Raw genomic sequence first — 24687 nt, 5'->3', positions numbered from 1 at the left:
GTCTCGGCTCGCCACCGGCCGGCCCGGTCTCGGCTCGCCACCGGCCGGCCCGGTCTCGGCTCGCCGCCGTACGGCCCGGGACGGCCGTCGCCCGGCTCGCCTCCACGGCGTCGACGTCTCGCCGGGACCTCCGGAACCCGCCTTCCGGCTGCCGCGCCGTGCTCGGGCACGGCAGCCGGAGACGGGTTGCCGCACCGGCGTGCGGCGGTCAGCCGCGCACCGGTCCGGCGCGGGCGGTGACGGTGGCGAACCGCCGCAGTCCCGGCAGCGGGGTGACCGCCACCTCGACCGTCACCACCACGTCGAGCCCGTCCACCTGACAGGCGACCAGCCGGGCGGCGTTGGCGCGGACGAACTCGTCGGCGGTCGCACAAGCCGGCCCGGCCCCCTGCCACACCTGACCGGCCCCGGCCAGCGCCCCGAAGTCGGCACCGACCCGGGCCTGGTGCCGTGCCAGCCGGGCTGCGCCGATCGCCGCCCCGAACCCCCCGACCAGCACGAAGACCATGCCGACGGCGAGCAACAGCACGGTCGCCCCGCCCCGCTCCGACGCGCGGTCAGCGCGGACCGGCGCATGCTCCCTGGCGGTGGCCTCGGCGGTGCCCGGGACGCGGACGGTCCGGCAGGCGCGGATCACGAGCCGGTGCCCGGCAGGCCCGAAGCCGGCAGGCCCGGTTCGATGGCGGCGACCGTGCTGGCCTCGACGGTCAGCCGTGGCAGCCGGGCCCCGAGCGCCCGGACGGGGGCCCGCACCGTCACGGTGACCCGGTCCGCCTGCACCGAGATCGAGACGACCGCAGCCTCGGGTGCGATCCGGGTGCCCGTGTCGGTGCCGTCCCCGCCCCGGGCGGCGGCGAGCGCCGCCTCCCGGGCCGCGTCCAGGCAGGTCGCCTTCGTGGTGACCGCGTCGACGGCGGTGAGCCCGGCGAACAGGAGCACGAGCAGCGCCGGCAGGCCGGCCGCCAGTTCGGCGGTGAACGAACCCCGGTCCCGACCGGCCGGCCGGCGCGGTCTCACTTCAACGCCCGATCGATCACGGCCGTCAGGGCCGACTGCACGTTGCCCGAGGTGAGCACCTTGAGCAGGATGCCGGCGAAGGCGACGGCGGCGAGGGTGCCCACGGCGTACTCGGCGGTGTTCATCCCCGCGTCGCCGCGCAGCCGGGTGTAGAGCCGGCGGAGAAGTTTGCGCATCTGTCGTTTCCCTTTCTCGATGAGGGGTCACAGCACGTCGCCGAGGACGGCGACGATCACCGGCACCAGGCCGGCGAGAATGAAGGCCGGCAGGAAGCACAGGCCCAGCGGCAGCACGATCAGCACGCCGGCCCGTCGGGCGGACGCCTCCGCCGCCGTGGACCGGTCGGCCCGAAGGTCGTCGGCGACGCGGGTCAGGGCACCGGCCAGCGCCGCACCGCTGCGGGAAGAGCGCAGCGCGGCACCGACCACCCGGTCGGCCCCGGGCACCGGCGTGAGGTGTGCCCACGCCTCCGCTGGCTCGCCGCCGAGCAGCAGGGTCCGCCCGATCCGTCCGAGCCGGACCGCCAGTGGACCGTCCAGAGCATCGGCCACCGCGAGCACCGAGCGGTCCACCGGTGCACCCGCTCGCATGGCTGCTGCCAGCAGGTCGGCGGCGAGTGGCAGGTCGGCGGTCTCCCGTGACCGGCTCTTGCGAACGGCAGGTGGTTCGATCCGGCGGAGCATCCGGTCCGCCGTCAGCGCGGTCAGTGCCCCGCCCAGGGCTCCGACCCAACCGCCGGCCAGCAGTAGGACCGCCAGCCCCGCCAGGGCGGCTCCGAGCCGTACCCGGTCGGGCCACCAGCCTGGCCGGCGTCTGCCGGTCCGCCGGCCGGTCAGTACGTCCCACCTCCGGCCGGCCCGGTTGCCACGCACCATGACCAGCAGCGCGGCCGTGACCAGGCAACCGGCTGACACGTTTGCCGGTGACATCAGCCGCCGCCACCCGGCGTGGCACCCAGCCGCTCGGCCCAGAGCAACCCGCCGACCTGGAGACCCATCGCGGTCAGCGCGCACCCGGCACCCACCGGGGTGTGCAGCAGCACCGCCAGTGGGTCGACGCCGATGCCGTAGCCGAGGGCGACACCACCGAGTGGAAGCGCGGCCAGCAGCAGCGCGGTGGCGTTGGCACCCGCCGCCTGGGCGGCCGCGGCGGCCATTCCCCGGTCGAACGCCCGCGCGTCGGCCTCGACCCGTTCGAGGAGGTCGGCCAGGGGTGCCCCCGTCCGGTCGGCGAGTCGGACCGCCGCCCGAGCCAACCGTTCGAGCCGGTCCGTCCCGGCCGGATCATCCGTCGTCGTGCCCGAGCGGCTTCCCCGGCCCGGGAGTCCGTCGCCCGACCGGGACACTGACAGCAGGCCCACCGGTGTGCCCGTATTGACGCCATGGTCGGTAGCGGGTCCGGGGTCGGTGCCGAGCAGGCGGAGGGCGGTCAGCGGAGCCGGCCCGGCCACCGGTCGGCCGGGGCCGCTCGGACGGTCCGCGCCCGATGGGGCGGCGGTGCGGTCGAGCGTCGGAACGGGCAGACCAGCACGCAGGTCCGCAGCGAGCGCCCCCAGCCGGTCCAGTTGGCGGCGACGCTCCCGGCTGGCCTGCCCTGCCGCCCGCCTGCGACGCACGGCACGGACCCCGAGCATCCCGTAGCCGGCCAGGAGAGCGGCGGCGACCGGCCCGGCGGCGACACCACCCGCACCCGCTCCCACGAGCCCGACCAGCAGCATGATCCGTCGCGGACGGTCGGACGCCCGCCACCGCAGCGGGCCTAGACCGGTTACCCACCGATAGACCGTCGGAGGTGCGCCACGGGTGTCCGGAGGGGCCGGGGTCCCCGGCGGTGTGGCGAGCACACGGCGGCGGCGACGCCGGTTGGGGCTTACCGGCCAGGCGACCACCAGGGCCGCACCGGCCAGGAGGGCCGTGACCAGCCACCACGGGGATGTCACGCCAGCCCCGCCGTACCGGACCCGGGTGCCCGCAGCAGGGACGGCACCGGGACTCCCCGATCCCGCAGCAGGGTGACCAGCGCGGGCCCGGCAGGCCCGACGCCGTGGCCCCGTACCCAGGCCGGCACCACCGTCACCAGCCGCTCCGACCCGTCCGCCAACAGTAGGCAGATCGACTCCAGCAGTCGGCCGTCGGCGCCTCGACGGACCTGCACCAGCACCTGGAGCGCAGCGGCGACCTGGGCGTGCAGCGCCGCCCGGGGCAGCCCGCCGAGCAGCCCGAGGGCCTCCAACCGGGCCGGCACGTCGGCCGGGGTGTTGGCGTGCAGGGTGCCCGCCCCGCCGTCGTGGCCGGTGTTGAGCGCGGCCAGCAGGTCCACCACCTCCGCACCCCGGCACTCGCCCACGACCAGCCGGTCGGGACGCATCCGCAACGCCTGCCGGACCAGCGCGCTCAGGCCGACCACGCCCGCGCCCTCCACGTTGGCCGTCCGGGCCTGGAGACCGACCACGTGCGGGTGCACCGGGTGCAGCTCGGCGGCGTCCTCCACCAGCACGATGCGTTCCGTCGTCGGCACCAGGCCCAGCATCGTGTTGAGCAGGGTGGTCTTGCCCGAGCCGGTGCCGCCGGTGACCAGGTAGGCCAGCCGGGCGGCGACCACCGCGGCGAGCACCGGTGCCACCGGGTGCGGCACGGTGCCCTGTTGGACCAGCTCGTCGAGGGTGAACGGGCGGTGTCGGAAGGTCCGCAGGGACAGGTACGGCCCGTCGGTGGCCACCGGAGGCAGTACGGCGTGCAGCCGGGTGCCGTCGGGCAGCCGCGCGTCAGCGTAGGGCGAGCCGTCGTCGAGTCGACGCCCGGCGGCAGCGGTGAGCCGTTGCGCCAGCCGGCGTACGTCGTCGACCGTGCCGAGCGGCACCGCCACCTGGTGCAGCCCGGCGCCCCGGTCGACCCAGACCCGGACACCGTTGACGAGTACGTCGGTGACCTGCGGGTCTTCGAGCAGTGGGGCGAGCGGCCCGGCACCCACCAGATCGTCGTGCACCCGGTTGGCGATCCGCAGCACGGCGGTGTCGCCGAGGACGGCGGCGGAGGGTTCGGCACGGACGGCGGAGACGATCGCCGCCGGGGTGACCGGGGTCGCCGCTTCGGCCATCCGTTGTCGGACCCGGGCGGCGAACCCGTCGGACCGGTCGGTCATGCCGCACCCGGCACGGGCAGCCCGGTCAGCTCGGTGACCAGTCGGCGGCAGAGTGCGGCGAGGGGGCCACGGCCAGCGGCGGCCGGTGCCTCACCGCGTTCCAGCCCCCGGCACAGCGCCGGTTCGGGGCGCAGCGTCCCGGCCAGCGGGAGCCCCAGGGCCCGAGCCACCTCGGTCGCTCGCAACCGGCCGGGGGCGGGGCCCCGGACGATCACTCCCAGGGTGGCGCAGTGCGGGGCTGCGGCGGCGACCACCCGGGCCGCCGCCGCGGTGGCCCGCAGCTCCGCCGGCACCACCACGTACGCCTGGTCGGCGGCCTGCAACGCGATCACTGCGGCGTCGTCGAGCTGGCGCGGCAGGTCGACCACGACGAAGTCCCGACCCCGCCGGGCCGCGTCCACGGTTGCGGCCATCGCCTGCGCGGGCAGGGCCAGCGGCTCACCCCGGTCCCAGGAGAGGACGACCAGGTCACCCCGGTGCGGCAGGGCGCGGACCAGGGCGGGCGCGTCGACCCGGCCGTCGGCGTCGGTGAGGGACGGCCAGCGCAGCCCGTCCAGTTCCTCCCAGCCGAGCACCAGGTCGAGCCCGCCGCCGAGCGGGTCCGCGTCGACCAGCAGGGTCCGCAGGTGGGCGCGGGCGGCGGTGACCGCCAGGCCACCGGCGAGGACGCTGGCACCGGCCCCTCCCCGGCCGCCGAGCACCGCGACCGTCCGGGCCGGGCCGGCCGGGTTGCCGCCCGGCGCGCACTCGGTGAACCGGTCGACCAGCCAGGGCTCGGCGGCGGGCAGAACGGCGACGTGCTCGGCACCGATCAGCTCGGCGATCTCCCAGCCCGGGTCGAGTTCACCCGACCGCCCGACCAGCACCGTGCGGGGCCTGCGGGGCAGCCGGCCCCGCAGGCAGGCCTGGGCCTGGTCGCTGCCGACGAGCACCAGGGGCGCGGGGAGCCAGCGGGAACGGGCGGCAGCCGCGTCGGCGGCCACCTCCACCTCGGTGCCGCCCGCTGCGGCGAGCCGCAGCAGCTCGTCGAGGAGGTCACTGTCGGAGGTGACCAGCAACGGCAGTCGTCGGTGGGGCGGAAGGGAGGTACGGGGTGGCATCACGGCCTCCAGCGGTCGGGGGTGCTGGGTCAGACCCTGCGCCGGGTCCCCCGGTGCGTGCCGCCCGCGACGGCTTGCCTGTGGACAACGGGACGGCCTGTGGACAGCCCCCGCCACCGCAGGTGATCTGCTATGACCACCGGCCGGCGGGTTGGTGGGCGGACTGGCCGCAGGCCCCTCCCCGACCGCCCGTTCGACCGCCCGCAGAACCCGACCGGAGGTCCCTGACCAGCACCGGAGCCACCGCCAGCACACCATCTGGTGGGCCGGAGCGGCCGAACGACGCCGGCAGTCCCGGGGACGTGCGGGAAGGAACGCGAAAAAATGTCCTGTTCACCCCGCCCGAGTGATTGACGGCATACGGCGTCGTACGTCAATAATCGTGACCGCACGCCACCGCGAAGGTGGCATCCGCCGCTCTCGGAACCGGGGCCATGGCCGACTCATCCGACGAAACCACCACCACCCTGCGCATCGGTGGCTGGCTGCCGGCACCCCGGCACCACCAGACACTGCCGCCTTATCTCGTCCCCCCGGCCGGCCGGCATCTGATCGACGCCTCCCCGACCGGGTCACCGACCGGCCCACTGCCGGCGCCCGCCCACGCCGTCGAACCCGCCGGCATCGGACGGACCCTACTGCTGGCCGGAGTGGCATTCGGCCTGGTCGCCAGCCTCGTTCTCGCCCTGTCACCGTTGTGGTCGGGCCCGCGGCGCGACACCGCCGCCCTCCCGATGACGCCCTCGTGGATCGCGGACCGCCCGGACCTCGCGGCCGTCGAGAGCCCCACGCCGGTCGCCGAACACGCGCCCGCGCCGGCCTCACTCGCCACCCGCGCCGCCGCCCCGGTCGCGCCGGCGCCCCACCAGTCACACCAACCCGCCACGGGTACGACGTCCCGCCCGGCCGCGACGACGACCCCACCCCGGCCCGCCCCGACGACCCCACCCCGGCCCACGACGAAGCCGCCGACCAACCAGCCCGGACCGGGTGAACTGACGCCGCTGCCGGCATCCCGGGAACACTCGCTGCGGTCCAGCTCGAACGGAGCCTCGACGTACGTCGAGTTCGTCAACGCCCGCAGTTCGCAGGTCGTCGTCTACTGGCTCGACTACCAGGGCCAACGACGGCAGTACAAGGTGCTCGACGCCGGCCGGTCCTACCGCCAGCAGACGTACCTGGGGCACCCGTGGGTGGTCACCGACCGGCACGGCCGCGCCCTGGCCTGCTTCCTGCCCGCCCGTACGACGATGAGGGCGGTGGCGCGGTAGGCCACCGACCGGTCGACGGCGCGCAGATCCACCAGTTCGCGGGGCGGAGCGCTCCCACCGGAAAGGGACGACCCCCGTCGGGGGGAGACGGGGGTCGTCGAATGGTTCGGCTCCGGGGGGGTTGAGCCGAACCGGCCCGGCGGTCACGGGGGGGTGCGACCGCCGAGGGTCTGTCAGCTTTCGGGGACGTGAATCGTTGTCGTGCGGACAAGTCTGCCCGAGCAGACTGTTCACGTCGAGTGTTGTTGACCCCACTCCCTGCGAAATTATTACCGCAGAGTGTGACTGCGGTCACGTTGAGCATTCGCGGCCCGGGTACTCCCGCAGGTCGAGTGGGGTATTGACCCCGGGGCACCCGCCGACCCCGCATCGTCGGACTAGACTTGCGCGCCGTGGGCCGAAGTGCCGCTTTTTTCGATCTGGACAAGACCGTCATCGCCAAGTCGAGCGCCTTGGCATTCGGTCGGCCGTTCTACCGGGACGGGCTGATCACACGACGGGACGTCGTGAAGTCGGCGTACGCGCAGCTGATGTTCCGGCTGGGCGGCACCGACGAGCAGACCATGGCCAGGACCAGGGATTATCTCGCCGCGCTCTGCAAGGGCTGGCGGGTGGAGCAGGTCCGTCAGATCGTCGCGGAGACCCTCCACGAGCTGATCAACCCCTACGTGTACGCCGAGGCCGCCGTGCTGATCGAGGAGCACCAGGCCGCCGGGCGGGACGTCGTGCTGGTCTCCGCATCGGGCGAGGAGATGGTCCGGCCGATCGGCGCGTTGCTCGGGGTGACCGACGTGATCGCCACCCGGATGAGCGTGCAGGACGGCCGCTACAGCGGTGAGGTGGAGTTCTACGCGGCCGGTCCGAGCAAGGTCGAGGCGGTCACCGAGTTGGCCGCCGCCCGGGGGTACGACCTGGCCGACTCGTACGCCTATTCCGACTCGTACAGTGACCGGCCGTTGTTGGAGTGCGTGGGTCATCCGAGCGTGGTCAATCCGGACCGGGCGTTGCGCCGGCTCGCGGTGGAGAACGCCTGGCCGGTGCTGGAGTTCCGGCATCCGATCCCGCTGGGCCGGCGGCTGCGGGAGCGCCCGGCGGTCCCGGTGGCCGCGGCGGCGCTCGGCGTCGGCGTGGGGGTGGCGATCGGCATCGCCTGGTACGGCCGACACCGCCGCACCCGCGCTGTACAGGCCGCCTGACTACCCGGGCCGCCTGACTACCCGGGCGACCTGACGATCCGGGCCACCTGAACCACCTGACCGACCCGGGCCGCCTGAACCACCTGACCGACCCGGGCCACCCGACCGCCCGGACGGGCCGTCGAGGCACGCCGGCCGGCCCCACCGCCGCAACCGCACCCACTGTCGCTGACCGCACCGCCCGCGGGGTGGGTGCCGGAACCGCTATGCGGCACCCGCACCCGAAGTGACGAGCGGCACCCCACCACGCAGCACTCTCCCCGCGTACCCCCGATTGAGCGATCGCTCAAATAAGCCTATGCTCGGTTTTGAGCAGGTGCTCAAAACCGGGAGGTAGCAATGAACGAGCAGGATCGACCGCCCCGCCGGACCGCCGCGAACTGGGTGCTCGCTGGCGTGATCTTGGCTTTCGGCATGATGGTGTTCGTCGCCACCGTGCTCGACGGGCGGGCTGACAGCGCCCTGCTGTTCGTGGTGCTCCCGACGGCCCTCGCCGCCGCACTCGCCCTGCTGCCCGGTCGCACCGCACACGGCCGGGTCTTCGTGATCACCACGGTCGCCCTGCTGCTGGCGGCGGTCGCGCTGCACGAGGGGGCGATCTGCGTGATCCTCGCCGCCCCCCTGGTCTACGCGGTGTCCCACGGGACCACCGCCCTGATCCGCGCACTGCGCGACGCCTCCCGTACGTACGCCGTCATCGCGGTGCCGTTGCTGCTCCTGCCGGGATTGGAGGGCAGCGGACCGGCACCCCGGATCGCACCCGACCAGTCCGTCGAGGTGGTCCGGGTGGTGACCCTGCCGGCCGACCAGGTGGCCGCCCGGCTCGCCGCCGGCCCCCGGCCCGTACCGGTCCGGTCGGTGCCGCTGCGGCTGCTCGGGGTGCCCACGCCCGGCCAGGTGGGCGGGGACGGGCTCGACCCGGGCGACAGGTGGATGTTCGGCTACCACGGCAGCGCCCACGGCCCCGGCGGTCACCTGCTCGCCGAGGTGGAGACGGTGGGGGTGCAGCGGGTCGGGTTCCGGTTCGTCGAGGACAGCTCGATCACCGCGCGCTGGTTCAGTTGGCGGCACGCCGAGGTGAGCTGGCGGGCCGTCGACGAGCGGCACACCGAGGTGCGCATCCGGGTGGACTACACCCGGGGGCTCGACCCCTCCTGGTACTTCGGGCCGATCCAGCAGGTCCTGCTCGGTGCGGGCACGGGACACCTGCTGGACATGATGACGCTGCGATGATCGCCGCCCGCTACCTCAGCCTCGCGGTGCCGCTGCTGGCCTTCCTCGCCGCCGCCCGGGTCGACCGGAGCCGCGCCGGTCGGGCGGCGGCGCTGCTGGCCTTCCTCGCCGCCGGCATCGGCATCGCCGCCCTCGACGAGGTGGCCCGGCGCACCGGCTGGTACACGTTCGCCCCGGTGCGGGGGAGCTACCGGGGGATGCCGGTCGACCTGTGGATCGGCTGGGCCGTGCTCTGGGGTCCACTGCCCGTGCTGCTGCGCCGGAGCCTCCCGTTGCCGGTGGCGCTGGGCCTGCTGCTCTGGATCGACGCGGTGGCCATGCCCGCGCTGCACCCGCTGGTCCGGCTCGGCCCGCACTGGCTGGTCGGCGAGCTGGTCGGGCTGCTCGTGGTGGCCCTGCCGGCGCAACTGCTCGGCCGCTGGTGTGCCGACCGGCGACACCTGACGGCGCGCACGCTGCTCCAGGTCGGGGTCTTCACCGCCCTGCTGCTGTGGTTCGTCCCCAGCCTGGCCTTCGAGGTCGGCGACGGGTCATGGACGACGGTGACCGAACTACCCCGGCCCGTCCTGCTGCTCCTCGCCCAGGTGGCGCTGGTGCTGGCCGCCCCGGCGCTCGCCGCGGTCCGCGAGTTCGTCACCCACGGTGGCGGCACGCCGTACCCGTGGGACCCGCCCGTACGGCTGGTCACCACCGGGCCGTACGCCTATCTGGCCAATCCGATGCAGACCTGCGCCGTGGCCCTGGTGCTGCTCACCGCCGCGCTCACCCGCAGTTGCGCGCTGGTGCTGGCAGCGGTGGTGGCGGTCGCCTTCAGCGTGGCGGTGGCCAGACCGCACGAGGAACACGACCTGGCCGACCGGCACGGCGGGGCGTGGCACGCGTACCGGCGGCAGATCCGGGACTGGTGGCCGCGTTGGCGGCCGTACCACGTGGGGCCGGCGGCGGTGCTGTTCCTCGACGACGACTGCGGTCCGTGCGCCGCGACCTGGCGGTTCGTCGCCCGTCGCCGCCCGGTGGGTCTGCTGGTCCGCCCCGCCGCCGAAGCCGACGGGGTGCTGTGGCGGGCGGAGTACACCGACGGCGGCGGTCGGTCGGAACGGGGGGTGGCCGCCGTCGCCCGCGCCCTCGGGCACCTGCACCTCGGGTGGGCGGTGGTCGGCTGGATCCTGCGGTTGCCCGGCGTCGGTTGGCTGGCGCAGCTGGTGACCGATGCGATGATCACACCGCCGCATCCGGCGGGCCCACGAGGAGGACGATGTCCGGCACCAAGCAGCGCCTCCTGGACGGCGCCATCACCGCCATCCGTACGCACGGCATCGCCGGTGTGTCCGCCCGCACCATCGCCGCCGCCGCCGGGGTGAACCAGGCGCTGGTCTTCTACCACTTCGGCACGGTCGACGACCTGCTGACGGCGGCCTGCCGGGCCAGCACGGCCGACCGGCTCGCGCACTGGTCGGCCCGGCTGGCCGGGGTGGGCTCGCTGCGGGAACTGCTCACCGTCGGGCAGGAGCTGCACGAGCAGGAACGCGAGCTGGGCAACGTCTCCTTCCTGGCCCAGATGCTGGCCGGGGCACAGACCGACGAGCGGCTCGCCGCGCCCACCGCCGCCGCGCTCCAACTCTGGGTGGACGAGATCGAGTCGGTGCTGCGCCGGCTGCTCGCCGGGTCACCCTTCGCCGAGATCGCCGACGTGCCCGGCCTGTCCCGGGCCGTCTGCGCCGCGTTCGTCGGGCTGGAACTCTATGACGGGGTGGACCGGGCGGGCGTGCGGCAGGCGATGTCGGCACTCGACCAGCTCGCCGTGCTCATCGAGATCGTCGACGACCTCGGACCGGTCGCCCGGCGGGCGCTGCGCTCCCGGGTGAACCGGGCCGCCCGCCGGGACTGACCGCGCACCCGGCACCGCTCCGGTGGGGCGCGCGGGCGGCCACCGGGTCAGGCGGCGGCGGTCGGGTGGGGCGCGCGGACAGCCACCGGGTCAGGCGGCGGCGATGATCTCGTCGCCGACGGCGGTGAGCTGGTCGGCGCCCACCTCGACCGCGCTCAGGTAGTGCCGCAGCCAGGAACGCAGGCCGTCCGGGGTGCCGGTGGCGAAGGCCCCGGCCGCCCCGACGTACTCCGGCTCCCGCTCCCGGTGGCCGACGTCGACGGCGACCAGGCCACGCGGGTCGAACCCCCGGGACATCAGCACCAACCGGGCGGCGGCGCGGGCGACCACCCCGGACGGGCCGGCGAAGGGCCGCAGGTTGAGCAGCTCGCCGTGCACCACGGCGGCGAGGACCAGCGGGGAGACCGTCGTCCCGCCGGCGACCAGCCCGGCCAGCCCGTCGAGCCGGGCGGCCACCACCGGGTCGGCGACCGGACGCCCCAGCTCTGCCTCGGCGACCACGTCCCGGGCGGCGAGCACGTGCAGCCGGGCCAGCGCCTGCCGGGGGGCCTTCGGCCACAGCTCGGTCAACCCGGGCAGCGCCCCGGCCACCCGTAGCGCCCCCTGGAGCACCGGTTCGGTGACGGTGCCGGCGCGGACCGCCTCGCGCTCGTGGTCGTACCCCTCCAGGGCGGCGCTGGCCACCGCGCAGCGCAGGCCGACCTCGGCCACGACCTGGCCACCCTGGCGGCGCAGCGCGCGGTGCCGCATCGCCTGGTCGACCCGCTCGCGGGCCCGCTCGACGGCGGGGGCGATGTCGGCGAGCGCGAGCAGGGGCGCGAGCGGGTCGGTGGTCACTCCGCCACGCTAGCGACCGGGTGACTCCGGCCGGACGCCACCCGCCGCCGGCCCGTCGAGTCCGATCCTGATCAGGTCGGGACGGGTGGGCCGTCGAGCGCGCCGGGACGGCCGCTGAGCGCGCCGGCCGGCACCGGGGGTGTCGCGGTCCCGAGCTGCCCGGACTAACCTCGGCCGGGTAGAGACGCAGGTCACCCGACGAAGGAGTCACCGCATGAGCGAGGCCTTGGCCAACCTGCTGAACGAGACGCGCCAGTTCCCGCCGCCGGCCGCACTCGCCGCCCAGGCCAACGTCACCGCCGACGCGTACGACGAGGCCGGCGCGGACCGGCTCGCCTTCTGGGAGCGGCAGGCCGGCCGGTTGGCCTGGGCCAGGCCGTGGGACGAGGTGCTCGACTGGTCGAACCCGCCGTTCGCGAAGTGGTTCGTCGGCGGTCAGCTCAACGTGGCGTACAACTGCCTGGACCGGCACGTGGAGGCCGGCAACGGCGACCGGGTGGCGATCCACTGGGAGGGCGAGCCGGGCGACACCCGCACCCTCACCTACGCCGACCTGCACCGGCTGACCTGCCAGGCGGCGAACGCGCTGACCGACCTGGGGGTGGTCGCCGGTGACCGGGTGGCGATCTACCTGCCGATGATCCCCGAGGCGGCGGTGGCGATGCTGGCCTGCGCCCGGATCGGCGCGACCCACAGCGTGGTCTTCGGCGGTTTCTCCGCCGACGCGCTGAGCAACCGCATCTCCGACGCCAGCGCCAAGGTGGTGATCACCGCCGACGGCGGCTACCGACGGGGCAAGCCGTCGGCGTTGAAGCCGACCGTGGACGAGGCGGTGGCGAACTGTCCGTCGATCGAGCACGTGCTGGTGGTCCGGCGCACCGGCGAGGAGGTCGCCTGGTCGGCGAAGGACCACTGGTGGCACGAGGCGGTGGAGCAGGCGTCGGCGGAGCACGTCGCGCAGCCGTTCGACGCCGAGCACCCGCTGTTCATCCTCTACACCAGCGGCACCACCGCCCGCCCGAAGGGCATCCTGCACACCACCGGCGGTTACCTCACCCAGGCCGCGTGGACGGCGCACGCGGTGTTCGACCTGAAGCCTGCGACCGACGTCTACTGGTGCACCGCCGACATCGGCTGGGTCACCGGGCACTCCTACATCGTGTACGGGCCGCTGGCCAACGGCGCCACCCAGGTGATGTACGAGGGCACCCCGGACACCCCGCACAAGGGCCGGTTCTGGGAAATCGTCGACAAGTACAAGGTCAGCATCCTCTACACCGCGCCGACGCTGATCCGCACCATGATGAAGTGGGGCGACGACATCCCGGCGGGCTTCGACCTGTCGTCGCTGCGCCTGCTGGGCAGCGTCGGCGAGCCGATCAACCCGGAGGCGTGGATGTGGTACCGCCAGCACGTCGGTCGGGGTGAGCTGCCGATCGTGGACACCTGGTGGCAGACCGAGACCGGCGCGATCATGATCTCCCCGCTGCCCGGGGTGACCGCGACCAAGCCGGGCTCGGCGATGACCCCGCTGCCCGGTGTCGTCGCCGACGTGGTGGACGACCAGGGCCAGTCGGTGCCCAACGGCGGCGGTGGCTACCTGGTGCTGCGCGAGCCGTGGCCGTCGATGCTGCGCACCATCTGGGGCGACGACAACCGGTTCATCGAGACGTACTGGTCCCGGTTCGAAGGGATGTACTTCGCCGGTGACGGGGCCAAGAAGGACGACGACGGGCACATCTGGCTGCTCGGCCGGGTCGACGACGTGATGCTGGTGTCCGGGCACAACATCTCCACCACCGAGGTCGAGTCGGCGCTGGTGTCGCACCCGTCGGTGGCCGAGGCGGCGGTGGTCGGCGCGACCGACCCGACCACCGGGCAGGCGATCGTCGCGTTCGCCATTCCGCGCGGCACCACCGACATCTCGGGTGAGGCGGGCGAGCGGCTGATCACCGAGCTGCGCAACCACGTGGCCAAGACGCTGGGCCCGATCGCCAAGCCCCGGCAGATCATGCTGGTGCCGGAGCTGCCGAAGACCCGCTCCGGCAAGATCATGCGCCGGTTGCTGCGGGACGTGGCGGAGAACCGTTCGCTCGGTGACGTCACCACGCTCCAGGATTCCTCGGTGATGGAGCTGATCTCCTCCGGGCTCAGTGGCGGGAAGTCCGACGAGGACTGACCACAGCCCTACCCGTCGGTGGGTGCCGGTCCGCGCGGACCGGCACCCACCGCCGTTTCTACGCCTGGCTGCGCGCTCGGACGGGGCAGCGCACGGGGAACCGCCCGTGCGACAATCGTCACCGTCAAGGTACGAGATTGTGCAAGACCGTCGAGCACCTGACCGAGCTATTGGAAAGTTTGCCTACACGGGGGTGATGGCATCGATGTGGCATTTTCGATCAGAGACTGAACGTCCTCCGGAACACCAGGCCGGCTGCAGGTTGCAGCAATAGCGACAGAAGCGCCGAACGAGATCCCGTTCCGCGTTCTTTCGATCGAGTTCAATCCAACGGTGAATACCGACCGTCGGATCGGGCTGCCGTGTTCCTATTCAGAGGACGACCGATGATTCAAATCTCAGTTCTCGGCGGCGATCCGGCTTTCCGGCGTGTCGTCGGCGACCTGCTCGGCTCGGCCGGTCTGACCGTCACCCAGCCGGCACCGGCCACCGACCCGGGCGAGTTGCCGCGCAGCGGCTCCGCCGGGGCCCAGGCTGACGCAGCGAGGAGTCTGCCCGCCGGGCACTGCCTCCTGCTGGTCACCGGCGCGGCACCGGACGAGCAGGACGGTGTCCACGACCTGGTGACCATGCTGGCCGGGCGTGGACCGGCCGACACCGTCCCGACACCCGTCGACCAGCCCACGCCGGGCACCGGGCAGCGCGACCCCGGTCCTGGCCGACAACGACTCTCCCAGCGGGAACGTGAGGTTCTCGACTGCATCGCCAACGGGCTCACCCACAACCAGACGGCAGCTCGACTGCGGGTGAGCGTGCACACCGTCAACACCTACGTCAAGCGGCTCAAGGCGAAACTCGGACACGGCAACAAGGCGTTCCTCACCCGGGCGGCGCTCGCTCCTCAGCCCTGAGGCGGTACGCCTTTCCGCGTACCGATTCGTGACGTTGTTTTCGCCGTGGTGAACGCGGTTCTTCGCTCGACGCGGTAGTCGTTGGACCGCTTTACCACCACCAAGGCGCTCCTGTCCCCAGAATGCGGGACAGGCGGATCCGTCGCACCGTTATTACGATTCGACCCAGCCGCACCGAATCGATTCTGTGAACCGCCGGAAAGGCCGGGCGGTTCACCCTACCCGCATTGTGGAGGATCACTTGAAGACAGCGATGACGAGCTACCGGCGCGCTGCCGGCGGTTTCGCCGCCCTGATGATCGGGTGCGCCGTCGCGCTCACCGCCCCCACCTCGGCACTGGCCGAGGTGATCGACCCCGACCAGCCGTACAACGGCATCGAAGGCAACTTCACCGGCGGTGACGTCACCGATCCCTCGATCGAGCAGCCGACGGACACCCAGACGTCCCTCAAGATCCAGCTGTCCCAGGAGTACTACGCGGTCAACTTCCAAGGGGCCGATCCGACCCAGCTCAACATGCTCGAAGCGGACTACGTCGCCCAGTACGGCGACTCCGGCTACGTCGATCCGGGAGACGGTGCCGGTCTGCGCACCACAGCGGCCAGCAGCCGCATCCTGGGTCTGAGCCAGACCGGCCAGAGCAAGGGATACTACTGCGGCCCAGCCTCGGGTTACATGATCCTCCGTTACCTGCACGGGACCGGGTTCAAGAGCAAGTACAACGGGGCCAGCCTCTCCCAGCCCAACCTGGCCACCAGCTCGCACATGGCCACCGAGGCGAACGGGGCCACCACCTGGACCAGCAAGCGATTCGCCACCGGCATCAACCGCTGGCGCGGCTTCAACTGGTACGTGCAGGTTCCCAAGCCCAGTGGTTCGCTGCTGGTCGCCGTCTTCGCCCACAGCATCGGCGGTAACGGCATGCCGATCGGGGCCGACACCGTGGAGTTCGCCGGCGGATCGCACTACAACGGACACCCGACCAACAAGACGATCGGTCACTGGATCGTCGGATTCGGCTACACTGCGTCCGGTCAGACCTCAAGCTGGGCCGACCCGGCGACCACGGTGTGGTCCGCCACGAAGCCGTCGTTCAGCTACAGCACCTCGAGCTTCGCAACCCGCTTCCTCCAGTCCAACGGGATCGTGTACTGACCGTGCGACGAACACTGACAGTGGCGCTGTTGCTCCTCGCTGTCGGTGGCTGCGACGACGAGCAGGGGGTGGGCTCGCCCGGACACCGGGACGCGCCCGCCCCCAGCATCTCGGCGAGCGGCTCCGCCAGCAGCCCTGGGGCCTCCTTCCGGGTTCGGTCCCGGTACGCCACGACCGACGCGGTCGACGCCGTACCGGGCCGCGAGTTCCGGGTCAGCTTCAGCCTGAGCGGCACGACGGCGCCCGGGCGTACCCTCAACCACCTGGGCCTGACGCCGGACGGGCAGATGATCACCGCGGCCAACCCGGCCGCCACCACCCGCAGCGGCGAGGTGGTCATCGGCCAGAGCCAGGTGGGGCTCTACGCAGGCAGCCGAGTGCGCGGCATGTCCCCCGCCCCGCACGGCGCGGCCCGTCAGGCCATCTACGGGGACGCCGACGAGCGGACCGTGGCCTGGCTCGAGACGACCAGCACCGACATGTACCAGATGGACTGGCGGGTCTACGGCTTCGACCGAGCTGCTGGCCGGACGGTGCTGCTTGGCGATTCCGCAGCCGTCGCCAAGGGCAGGAAGATGCCCATCCCACCCGGTTCGTCGATGCTCTCGGTGGGCACCGACCGGGTCTACTGGACCACGGCCGTCCCCACCACCGGTCAACCCGAGTTCGGTGCCCAGGTCCTGGGCAGGTCCGTCACCGGGAGCCGGGCGGCGGAGGTGGTGGCCGAACGCGCGAAGCTCCCCGCTGCCGCAGGCAGCGACCTCTACTACGTGCGCTCAGCGGACGTGTCCCCCGGCTTCCCGGCGGACCGGTACGAGATCCGCAAGGTGACCGGTGGCCGGGACGACCTGCTCACCACGGGCCCGCTGACAAAGGAACAGCAGGTCACCGCCCTGACAGCGGAGCCCGGTCGGGTTGCCTGGATCGTATCGGCCCCGGCACCGGAGCCGAACGCGTCGCTGTTCGTCCTGGACACCGCCACCGGAGACGCCACCGAGGTCACACTCGGTGACGACGGCACCTCCATGACGCTGAGCTCCTCCCCGCGCTACGTCTGCTGGAGCAACGGCAGCGGCGGTGGCGATGCCGGCCAGTACGCCCTGGACGTCAGGACGCAGCGGCTCTGGCGGCTCGGCGAAGCGCCCGGGTTGAGCCTCGTGTTCGCCGCAGGTGACTACGTCGCCTGGTCGAAGCTCGGCGCGGAGCCGCAGAAGCCGGACCAGAACTCCCTCACGGTGGCCAGACTGGCGGCCACCGGCGGCTGACTGTTCCGCCACACCGGACGGGCCGTCGGCGTGTCCGGTGTGGCGGGTGGGAGCCACCGGAACCGGCTGATCGGTCCGGCCCCGGTGGCTGGGCGGACGGAGAACGGTCGAGCCCCTTGCCAGGTATTGATGAATATGCTTATTTTGCCTCTCATGAGCGCCGGCCTTTCAGGTCAGGCGCTCCTTCGCCCTCACGCCCTCATGACTTGGAGCGGCATGAACATTGTCCCGCCAACCGGCGCACGCCGACGCCTACTCGTCGCGTTGCCCACCCTCGCCCTCGTCGCCGCGTCACTGACCGTGACCGGCAGTGCGGCGGCCCAGCCCGCCGGGCCGGCCACACCGACCCGGATCGGGGCCGACGAGCACTACCTCAACTACGCCGAGCCGGAGGTGCAGCCGGACACCGCGGGTAAGGAGGTGCGCGGCGCCGACGGGATCCGCACCCCGGCTGCGGACGAGGCCCGCGCCTACGACCGCAAGTTCGCCGGCGGCAACCCGCTGGCCGCCCGGGAACTGGCCCGCAACGAGGCGCGGGCGATCCGCACCGGGCAGAGCCCGCGCGCGTTCAAGAAGGCCAAGAGCACCCAGACGGCCAAGCTGCTCACCCTGCTGGTGGAGTTCAACGACCAGGCCAACGACGACTTCACCGGGGTGATGGTCCCCAAGACGGTCTTCGAGGACCGCACCTGCGTGCCCGGCACCGTCCAGAACGGACCGAAGCACAACAACATCCCCAACCCGGCGACCCTGCCGCACGAGGACAACAACTCGATGTGGGTGCCGGACTTCTCGCCCGCCCACTTCGACAAGATGCTCTACACCAAGCAGGGCATCACCGAGCGGGTCCGTAAGGACCTCAAGGGACCGGACGGCAAGAAGGGCATCGACCTGTCCGGCCGCACCATGCACAACATGTACCTGGAGATGTCCAAGGGCGCGTACACGGTGGACGGGCAGGCCAGCCCGTGGATCACCGTGCCGCACTCGGAGGGCTGGTACGCGGCCTCGCGCTGCTTCCAGGACGAGACGGGCGCCTGGGTCGCCGGTCGGCAGCAGGCGATGAACGGCCACCCGGACAACCCGCAGGGCGCGGGGCGGCTCGCCACCGACGCGATCGACGCGCTGGCTGCGGCCGACCCGAACTTCCCCTGGGCCGACTACGACATCGAGGACCAGGGCGACCGCGACGGCGACGGCAACGTCAACGAGCCGGACGGCGTGATCGACCACCTGGTGCTGGTGCACGCCGGTCAGGGCAAGTCCCGTGGCGGCGGCGACCAGGGCGTGTACGCGGTCTGGGCGCACTCCTCCACGGTCGCCGGTGGCTACACCATCCCCGGCACGAACCTGAAGGCGTCCAACTACATCGTGCAGCCGGAGGACGCCGGGGTCGGCGTCTTCGCCCACGAGTTCGGTCACGACCTGGGCCTGCCGGACCTCTACGACACCTCGGGCAACGCCGACTCGGACGTCGACTTCTGGGACCTGATGGCGTCCGGCTCGCACACCGGTGAGATCTTCCAGGCTCTGCCGACGCACATGGGCATCTGGGACAAGTGGGTGCTGGGCTGGGCCGATCCGCTCACCATCGCCCCCGGCACGCGGACCCGTACGGCGTCGCTCGGGCAGACCTCGCGGACCCCGGTGGGCACCCAGGACGGCATCAAGATCGACCTGCCGGACAAGGTGGTCACCCTCGCCCAGCCGCACAGCGGCACCGGGATGTGGTACAGCGGCTCCGACCAGGCCTGGGCGGACGTCAAGCTCAGCCGGCAGGTGGCCGTCCCGGCCGCCACCGACGCGAAGTTCTGGATGTGGAACAACTACGTCATCGAGGAGGACTGGGACTACGGCTTCGTCGAGGTCTCCACCGACGGCGGAGCCACCTGGGCCGAGCAGAAGGTCTACGACGCGGCCGGTGCGCTGGTCTCCACGAACGACGGGTACGCCGACCCGAACGGCCGCATGGTCGACTTCGGCAACAAGAAGTACGGCCTGACCGGCAGCACCGACGGCTGGCGGCACGACTGGATCGACCTGTCGGCGTACGCCGGCACGACCGTGCAGGTGCGGCTGCGGTACGCCACCGACGAGGCGTTCCAGGAGCGGGGCTGGTTCGCCGACGACCTCTCGGTCACCGGCGGTGGGGCCACCACGTTCAGCGACGACGTCGAGGGCGGCACGAACGGCTGGACGCTGACCGGTGGCACCTTCACCGACACCACCGGCGCGGGCTGGCACATCGACCCGGGCACCCAGGTCAAGGCGCAGTACTACCTGGCCGAGTGGCGCAACTTCGACGGCTTCGACATGGGCCTGAAGTACGCCTACGACACCATCTACTCGCACGAGGCGTGGAAGGTGGACCGGATCTCGTACAACGCGCCGGGGATGCTGGTCTGGTACCGGGACACGATGCTGGGCGACGTCAACCACGTCACCGGGCAGATGACCGCGCTGCCCAGCTACGGGGCCAAGGGCGGACTGCTGATCGTGGACTCGCACTACGATCCGCTGCGGCGTACCGGTGAGGCGGCGGCGAAGGACCCGTCGGTGCTGGACAACCTGCCGAGCCGGCCGCAGTCGGCGAACGCGGCGTTCTCGCTGAACCCGACGTACCCGTTCACCGAGTGCCTGGAGGCGGCGGACGAGCCGTACAGCGCGTACTGCACGAAGTTCCCGCGGCAGCACCCGGTGTCGGGCTTCAACGACGCCAAGGGCTGGTACCCGGGCATCGAGATGCGCGACGGTGCGCCGTACGCCCGGGACAACGACGCCTCGGTGGTGGTCCCGTCGCGGGGCAACAAGCCGTACACCACCCGGGTGGTGAACCCGGACGGCACGCCGGCCACCGAGTTCTACGGCGTGACGCTGGGCGGTGGGGCGATCGTGCTCGGCACCGGCAACCCGTCGGACTCGAAGGTCCGCAACGGGGTCTCCATCAAGATCGAGTCGGCCGCGCCGGACAACTCGTACGCGGTCGTCCGGATCACTCCGGCGAAGTACTGAACCCCGCGTCGGGTAAATCCGACGATGCGGCGGTAAGGGTCAGCAACTGACCGTTTGGTGAACAGTGGGCCGGTGGCGGAGATGCCGCCGGCCCACTGTTTCACGCATCGCAGCAATCCAATCGAAATACATCACTGCGATTCCCTGCCGAGGCGTCCGCGCTGCTCATGACCGTTGATGAACATGCGGTGTGTGACGGTGAAAAGCGATCTCATCAAAATCTTGCAACAAATCGACGCGTACATCTTCCCACCCGTCCCGGCAGTGTCTATGTTCACCATGGGTCCCACTAGTGGGACGTTCCATGCCGGCCCGTACCCCCGTTGGGTCGGTTCCCTCACACCGGAGGTACCACGTGCGCAAAGTCGCAGTGGGTCTGCTCGGGCTCTCGCTGACGGCGACAGGTCTGGTGACGGGTACGTCCGCCAGCGCTGCGCCGACGCCGAAGCTCCCGACGGCCGCCCCGTCGATCGCGGAGCCCGCCAACGCGGACCACGATCTGCCCAACCCGCTCGAGACGAAGCGGCGGGCACTGCGCCAGGAGGGCCTCAGCGAGGTCCTCTCGGGTAAGGTCAAGGCGCAGAAGATCAACGGCAGCACGGTCGTCAAGGTTGGCAAGACCCAGGCTGCGGGGCGGAACAACGCCCGGACGACGGCTTCGGGCGTCGCCCAGACGCAGGACCAGTACGTCGAACTGGGCCGCGAGAAGACCGACAAGATCTTCGTCATCCTCGCGGAGTTCGGCAACGAGCGGCACCCGAGCTACCCGGACCAGGACACGGCCCCGGCCGTCCCCGGCCCGACCCGGTTCGACGGGCCGCTGCACAACGAGATCCCGGCGCCCAACCGGGCGGTGGACAACTCCACCGTCTGGCAGCCGGACTACAACGCCGACTACTACCGGAAGATCTACTTCGGCACCGGTCAGGGTGACGAGTCGCTGAAGCAGTACTACGAGGCCCAGTCCTCGGGTCGCTACAGCGTCGACGGTGAGGTCACCGACTGGGTCAAGGTGAAGTACAACGAGGCCCGGTACGGCCGTTCCAACGGCTACCCCTGCGCCTCGAACGTCTGCAACAACACCTGGAACCTGGTCCGGGACGCCGCCAACCAGTGGGTCGCCGACCAGAAGGCGGCCGGCCGCACCGACGCCCAGATCGCCGCCGACGTCAAGTCGATGGACGAGTGGGACCGGTACGACTACGACGGCGACGGCAACTTCAACGAGCCGGACGGCTACATCGACCACTTCCAGATCGTCCACTCCGGCGGCGACCAGGCCGACGGCGACCCGATCCAGGGTGAGGACGCCATCTGGAGCCACCGGTGGTACGCCTTCGCCTCTGACCAGGGCAACACGGGCCCGTCGACCTTCCCGGGCGGCGGCACCCAGATCGGCAACACCGGCGTCTGGATCGGCGACTACACGATCCAGCCGGAGAACGGTGGCCGGAGCGTCTTCTACCACGAGTACGGTCACGACCTCGGTCTGCCGGACGACTACAACGTCATCAACAGCGGTGACAACAACAACGAGCACTGGACCCTGATGGCCCAGAGCCGGCTCGGTGCCAAGAACGACCAGGGCATCGGCGACCGGGGCGGCGACCTCGGCGCATGGAACAAGCTCCAGCTCAACTGGCTCGACTACGAGGTCGTGGTGGCCGGCCAGCAGAAGACCCTCAACCTGGGCCCGCAGGAGTACAACTCCGACAAGGCGCAGGGTGCCGTGGTCGTGCTGCCGCAGCGGGAGTACAGCTTCCAGAACGGCAAGCCGTTCGAGGGGACGAAGCAGTTCTTCTCCGGCAACGACGACGACCTGAACACCACGATGACGCGGACGATCGACCTCACGGGGAAGACCAGCGCCGCGCTCACCATGAAGGGTCGTTACTCGATCGAGGCGGACTACGACTACCTCTTCTTCGAGGCCAGCACCGACGGTGGCCAGACCTGGTCCACCCTGCCGGGTACCGCCAACGGCAAGGCCCTCAAGGAGATCTCTCCCGGGCGCTTCGCCCTGGACGGCTCCAGCAACGGCCAGTGGGTCGACGTCAACATCCCGATGAACGCGGCGGCCGGCAAGGTGGTGCAGTTCCGGCTGCGCTACCAGACCGACGGCGGTGTCTCCGAGGGCGGCTTCTACGGTGACGCGATCACCATCACCGCCGATGGGCAGACCGTGCTCACCGATGGTGCGGAGGCCGGTGCCGCCGGCTGGACCCTGAACGGGTTCAGCGTCGTGGCCGAGACCTACATCCGCAAGTTCGACAACTACTACATCGCGGGCAACCGGTCGTACGTGTCGTACGACCAGTACCTCAAGACCGGCCCGTACTACTTCGGTTACGCGAACACCCGCCCGGACTACGTGGACCACTACGCGTACCAGGAGGGTCTGCTGATCTCCTACTGGAACCTCCGGTGGGCCGACAACGACACCTTCGACCACCCGGGCGAGGGTCGGAACATGATCATCGACGCGCACCCGGAGCCGCTGTACAACCTGACCGGTGCCCCCTGGCGGGCCCGCGTCCAGGTGTACGACGCGCCGTTCAGCCTGAAGAAGGCGGACTCGTTCACGCTGCACATCAACAGCGTGCCGCAGTACGTCCGTGGTCAGGCCGCGCAGCCGCTGTTCGACGACACCAAGCAGTACTGGTACCCGGAGCTGCCGAACCACGGCGTCAAGCTCCCGGCCACCGGCACCAAGATCAAGGTTGTGGAGCAGAACGGCACCTCGCTGAAGGTCCGCTTCTCCTGATCCGCTGATCAGCGCACCATCCGCTTTACCCGATGCCCGGGCAGGTCTCCTGCCCGGGCATCGGCCCGTTCCGGGCAGGTCGCTGTCAGCCGCCCCGGCTCCGAGCGAGGGGTGCCGGCCCACCGACGACGTGGCACGCTGGCCGTGCGCGTACCCACGTCGGGTGCGCCGGGAACGGAGGCACCGTGACCGACGACCGGACCCCGACCACCGACCCGTCGCCCGACACCCGGGCGTCGGACCCCGGCCCGGGTGGGGCCCCGCCCGCCGGCCGGCCGACGCCACTCTCCGCCACCCCGCCGGCCCTGCGGCGGCCCGCCGCGCCCCCACGGCACCCCACCGACCTGCGCCGGGCCGACCGGCTCGCCGGCCGGATCAGCCGGGGCGGCGACGGCCCCTGCTACGGCCTGGTCACCGACGACGGCCGGGAGTACGCGCTACACGGCACCGGTCTGGGCACCTTCGCCACCGGCACCACCGTCCTGGTCACCGTCGGGCCGGCCGATCCGGCCGCCACCTGCGGTCCCGGCATCCCGGTGGGCATCGTCGCCATCAACGTGGTCCGCTGAGCCCACTCAGCCCGACGGAGCACTGCCGGCGGCCCGATTCCACCCGATCCGACCGGCCCCGGTTGAGCCCGCTCAGCCGGTTCGGCCGCGCCGCCCGGGTCGGCGGGGCGATCGACCGGTGCCGAGGTCCTAGGCTGTGCCCCATGACCGAGCAGCGTGGCGGGCCCGTCGACGAGTCCTGCGTCCTCACCGAGGGGCCGTGGACGCACCGGTTCGTCGGCGCTAACGGCAGCCGGTTCCACGTCGTCGAGGCGGGCACCGGCCCGATGGTGCTCTTCCTGCACGGCTTCCCCGAGCACTGGTGGGCCTGGCACACCATGCTCCCCGCCGTCGCCGACGCCGGCTTCCGGGCCGTCGCGGTGGACCTGCGCGGCTACGGCGCCAGCGACAAACCCCCCCGGGGGTACGACGGCTACACCCTCGCCGCCGACGTCGCCGGCCTGATCCGCGCCCTCGGGGAACGCTCCGCCACCGTGGTCGGCGCCGGTTCGGGCGGACTGATCGGCTGGACGGCCGCCTCGTTCCACCCCACCCTGGTACGCCGGCTGGTGGTGCTCGGCGCACCCCACCCGCTGCGGCTGCGCGCGGCCATCTTCGCCGACCCGCGCGGCCAGTTCGCCGCCTCCACGCCGGCGCTGAAGTTCCAGCTCCCCCGGTACGAACACGTGCTCACCCGGGACGACGCCGCCGAGGTGACCCGGATGCTGCACCGCTGGGGTGGACCCCGCTGGGTAGCCGGCCCGGAGTTCGACGGTTACGCGCAACGCTGCCGGGAGGCGATGCTGATTCCGCAGGCCGCCTTCTGCGCCCTGGAGGGCTACCGGTGGGCCTTCCGCTCGGTGCTGCGCCTACACGGCTACCGCTTCGTCCGGTTGATGCAGAGGCCCCTGGTCACCCCCACCCTGCAACTGCACGGGGCGGCCGACGTCGCCTCCCTGCCGCGTACCGCCCAGGGCTCCGGCCGGTACGTCAGCGCCCCCTACGAGTGGCGGCTGCTCGACGGGGTGGGCCACTTCCCCCACGTGGAGGCCGGGGACGTGGTGCTCGGCGAGATCCTGCGCTGGACCAAGTCCTGACCCCGCCCGTACCCGGGCGACGACGGTGAGCGGGCCACCCTCGCCGCCGGCCACCCGCTGCCGACGGTCACG

The 24687-nt window shown here is 72.1% G+C and carries 21 protein-coding genes; 13 read left to right on the top strand and 8 right to left on the bottom strand.

The window, feature by feature from the left end:
- Nucleotides 1-208: 208 nt before the first annotated feature.
- The 7 genes from ACQP2H_RS02305 to ssd all read right to left on the bottom strand — a co-directional run bounded on the left by ACQP2H_RS02305 (nt 209) and on the right by ssd (nt 5258).
- Nucleotides 209-637, bottom strand: a complete 429-nt coding sequence (locus ACQP2H_RS02305; RefSeq protein WP_433230769.1) for an Rv3654c family TadE-like protein — start codon at nt 635-637, stop codon at nt 209-211.
- Complete coding sequence (locus ACQP2H_RS02300) at nt 634-1017, bottom strand: TadE family type IV pilus minor pilin (RefSeq protein ID WP_357533075.1); 384 nt, start codon at nt 1015-1017, stop codon at nt 634-636. Before ACQP2H_RS02300 ends, ACQP2H_RS02305 begins: the two co-directional genes overlap by 4 nt.
- Nucleotides 1014-1193, bottom strand: coding sequence for a DUF4244 domain-containing protein (locus ACQP2H_RS02295; RefSeq protein ID WP_433230766.1), 180 nt, complete (start codon nt 1191-1193; stop codon nt 1014-1016). Before ACQP2H_RS02295 ends, ACQP2H_RS02300 begins: the two co-directional genes overlap by 4 nt.
- Before the next feature lie 27 nt (nt 1194-1220).
- Complete coding sequence (locus tag ACQP2H_RS02290) at nt 1221-1892, bottom strand: type II secretion system F family protein (protein ID WP_433233420.1); 672 nt, start codon at nt 1890-1892, stop codon at nt 1221-1223.
- A 53-nt stretch (nt 1893-1945) separates the two neighbouring features.
- Complete coding sequence (locus ACQP2H_RS02285; protein WP_433230764.1) at nt 1946-2734, bottom strand: hypothetical protein; 789 nt, start codon at nt 2732-2734, stop codon at nt 1946-1948.
- 218 nt (nt 2735-2952) lie between these two features.
- Nucleotides 2953-4158, bottom strand: coding sequence for a TadA family conjugal transfer-associated ATPase (locus ACQP2H_RS02280; RefSeq protein WP_433230761.1), 1206 nt, complete (start codon nt 4156-4158; stop codon nt 2953-2955).
- Complete coding sequence (gene ssd, locus ACQP2H_RS02275; protein ID WP_357533069.1) at nt 4155-5258, bottom strand: septum site-determining protein Ssd; 1104 nt, start codon at nt 5256-5258, stop codon at nt 4155-4157. Before ssd ends, ACQP2H_RS02280 begins: the two co-directional genes overlap by 4 nt.
- 434 nt (nt 5259-5692) lie before the next feature.
- Here ssd and ACQP2H_RS02270 point away from each other — a divergent pair, with 434 nt between their 5' ends.
- From ACQP2H_RS02270 to ACQP2H_RS02250, 5 genes are all read left to right on the top strand, one after another.
- Entirely contained in the window at nt 5693-6529 is an 837-nt protein-coding gene (locus ACQP2H_RS02270; protein ID WP_433230759.1) for a hypothetical protein, read from the top strand.
- 392 nt (nt 6530-6921) lie between these two features.
- Entirely contained in the window at nt 6922-7725 is an 804-nt protein-coding gene (locus ACQP2H_RS02265; protein ID WP_208565547.1) for an HAD family hydrolase, read from the top strand.
- A gap of 339 nt (nt 7726-8064) precedes the next feature.
- The gene (locus ACQP2H_RS02260; RefSeq protein WP_433230755.1) at nt 8065-8958 is read left to right on the top strand and encodes a hypothetical protein; all 894 of its coding nucleotides are present in this window, start codon (nt 8065-8067) and stop codon (nt 8956-8958) included.
- A complete protein-coding gene (locus ACQP2H_RS02255; protein ID WP_433230753.1) occupies nt 8955-10319 on the top strand; it encodes a methyltransferase in 1365 nt (454 codons plus the stop codon). The genes ACQP2H_RS02260 and ACQP2H_RS02255 overlap by 4 nt, the downstream gene beginning before the upstream one ends.
- A complete protein-coding gene (locus tag ACQP2H_RS02250; RefSeq protein WP_219465926.1) occupies nt 10214-10846 on the top strand; it encodes a TetR/AcrR family transcriptional regulator in 633 nt (210 codons plus the stop codon). Before ACQP2H_RS02255 ends, ACQP2H_RS02250 begins: the two co-directional genes overlap by 106 nt.
- A gap of 90 nt (nt 10847-10936) precedes the next feature.
- Here ACQP2H_RS02250 and ACQP2H_RS02245 read toward each other — a convergent pair whose 3' ends face one another.
- On the bottom strand, nt 10937-11683 hold the full coding sequence (locus ACQP2H_RS02245) for an oxidoreductase (protein ID WP_433230750.1): 747 nt from the start codon (nt 11681-11683) through the stop codon (nt 10937-10939).
- A gap of 214 nt (nt 11684-11897) precedes the next feature.
- Between ACQP2H_RS02245 and acs the strand changes: the two genes are divergently transcribed.
- The 8 genes from acs (at nt 11898) to ACQP2H_RS02205 (ending at nt 24615) form a co-directional block, all read left to right on the top strand.
- A complete protein-coding gene (gene acs, locus ACQP2H_RS02240; RefSeq protein WP_433230748.1) occupies nt 11898-13862 on the top strand; it encodes an acetate--CoA ligase in 1965 nt (654 codons plus the stop codon).
- A gap of 386 nt (nt 13863-14248) precedes the next feature.
- A complete protein-coding gene (locus ACQP2H_RS02235) occupies nt 14249-14773 on the top strand; it encodes a helix-turn-helix transcriptional regulator (RefSeq protein WP_357533032.1) in 525 nt (174 codons plus the stop codon).
- A 241-nt stretch (nt 14774-15014) separates the two neighbouring features.
- Nucleotides 15015-15929: a hypothetical protein gene (locus ACQP2H_RS02230; RefSeq protein WP_357533030.1), complete on the top strand. Its 915-nt coding sequence runs from the start codon at nt 15015-15017 to the stop codon at nt 15927-15929.
- A 29-nt stretch (nt 15930-15958) separates the two neighbouring features.
- Complete coding sequence (locus tag ACQP2H_RS02225) at nt 15959-17194, top strand: hypothetical protein (protein WP_219465919.1); 1236 nt, start codon at nt 15959-15961, stop codon at nt 17192-17194.
- Between the two features lie 216 nt (nt 17195-17410).
- Complete coding sequence (locus tag ACQP2H_RS02220) at nt 17411-20206, top strand: immune inhibitor A domain-containing protein (protein WP_219465918.1); 2796 nt, start codon at nt 17411-17413, stop codon at nt 20204-20206.
- 370 nt (nt 20207-20576) lie between these two features.
- Nucleotides 20577-22970: an immune inhibitor A domain-containing protein gene (locus tag ACQP2H_RS02215; protein WP_219470594.1), complete on the top strand. Its 2394-nt coding sequence runs from the start codon at nt 20577-20579 to the stop codon at nt 22968-22970.
- A gap of 185 nt (nt 22971-23155) precedes the next feature.
- Nucleotides 23156-23539 carry a hypothetical protein gene (locus ACQP2H_RS02210; protein WP_219465917.1) on the top strand — a complete coding sequence of 128 codons (384 nt, stop codon included), beginning with the start codon at nt 23156-23158 and terminating at the stop codon, nt 23537-23539.
- 143 nt (nt 23540-23682) lie between these two features.
- The gene (locus ACQP2H_RS02205; RefSeq protein WP_357533024.1) at nt 23683-24615 is read left to right on the top strand and encodes an alpha/beta fold hydrolase; all 933 of its coding nucleotides are present in this window, start codon (nt 23683-23685) and stop codon (nt 24613-24615) included.
- The last annotated feature ends 72 nt before the right edge of the window (nt 24616-24687 follow it).

It is taken from the genome of Micromonospora sp. CA-248260 (assembly GCF_050942205.1).
GTDB lineage: Bacteria > Actinomycetota > Actinomycetes > Mycobacteriales > Micromonosporaceae > Micromonospora > Micromonospora antibiotica.
This window is presented reverse-complemented; position numbering and strand designations above follow the sequence as displayed.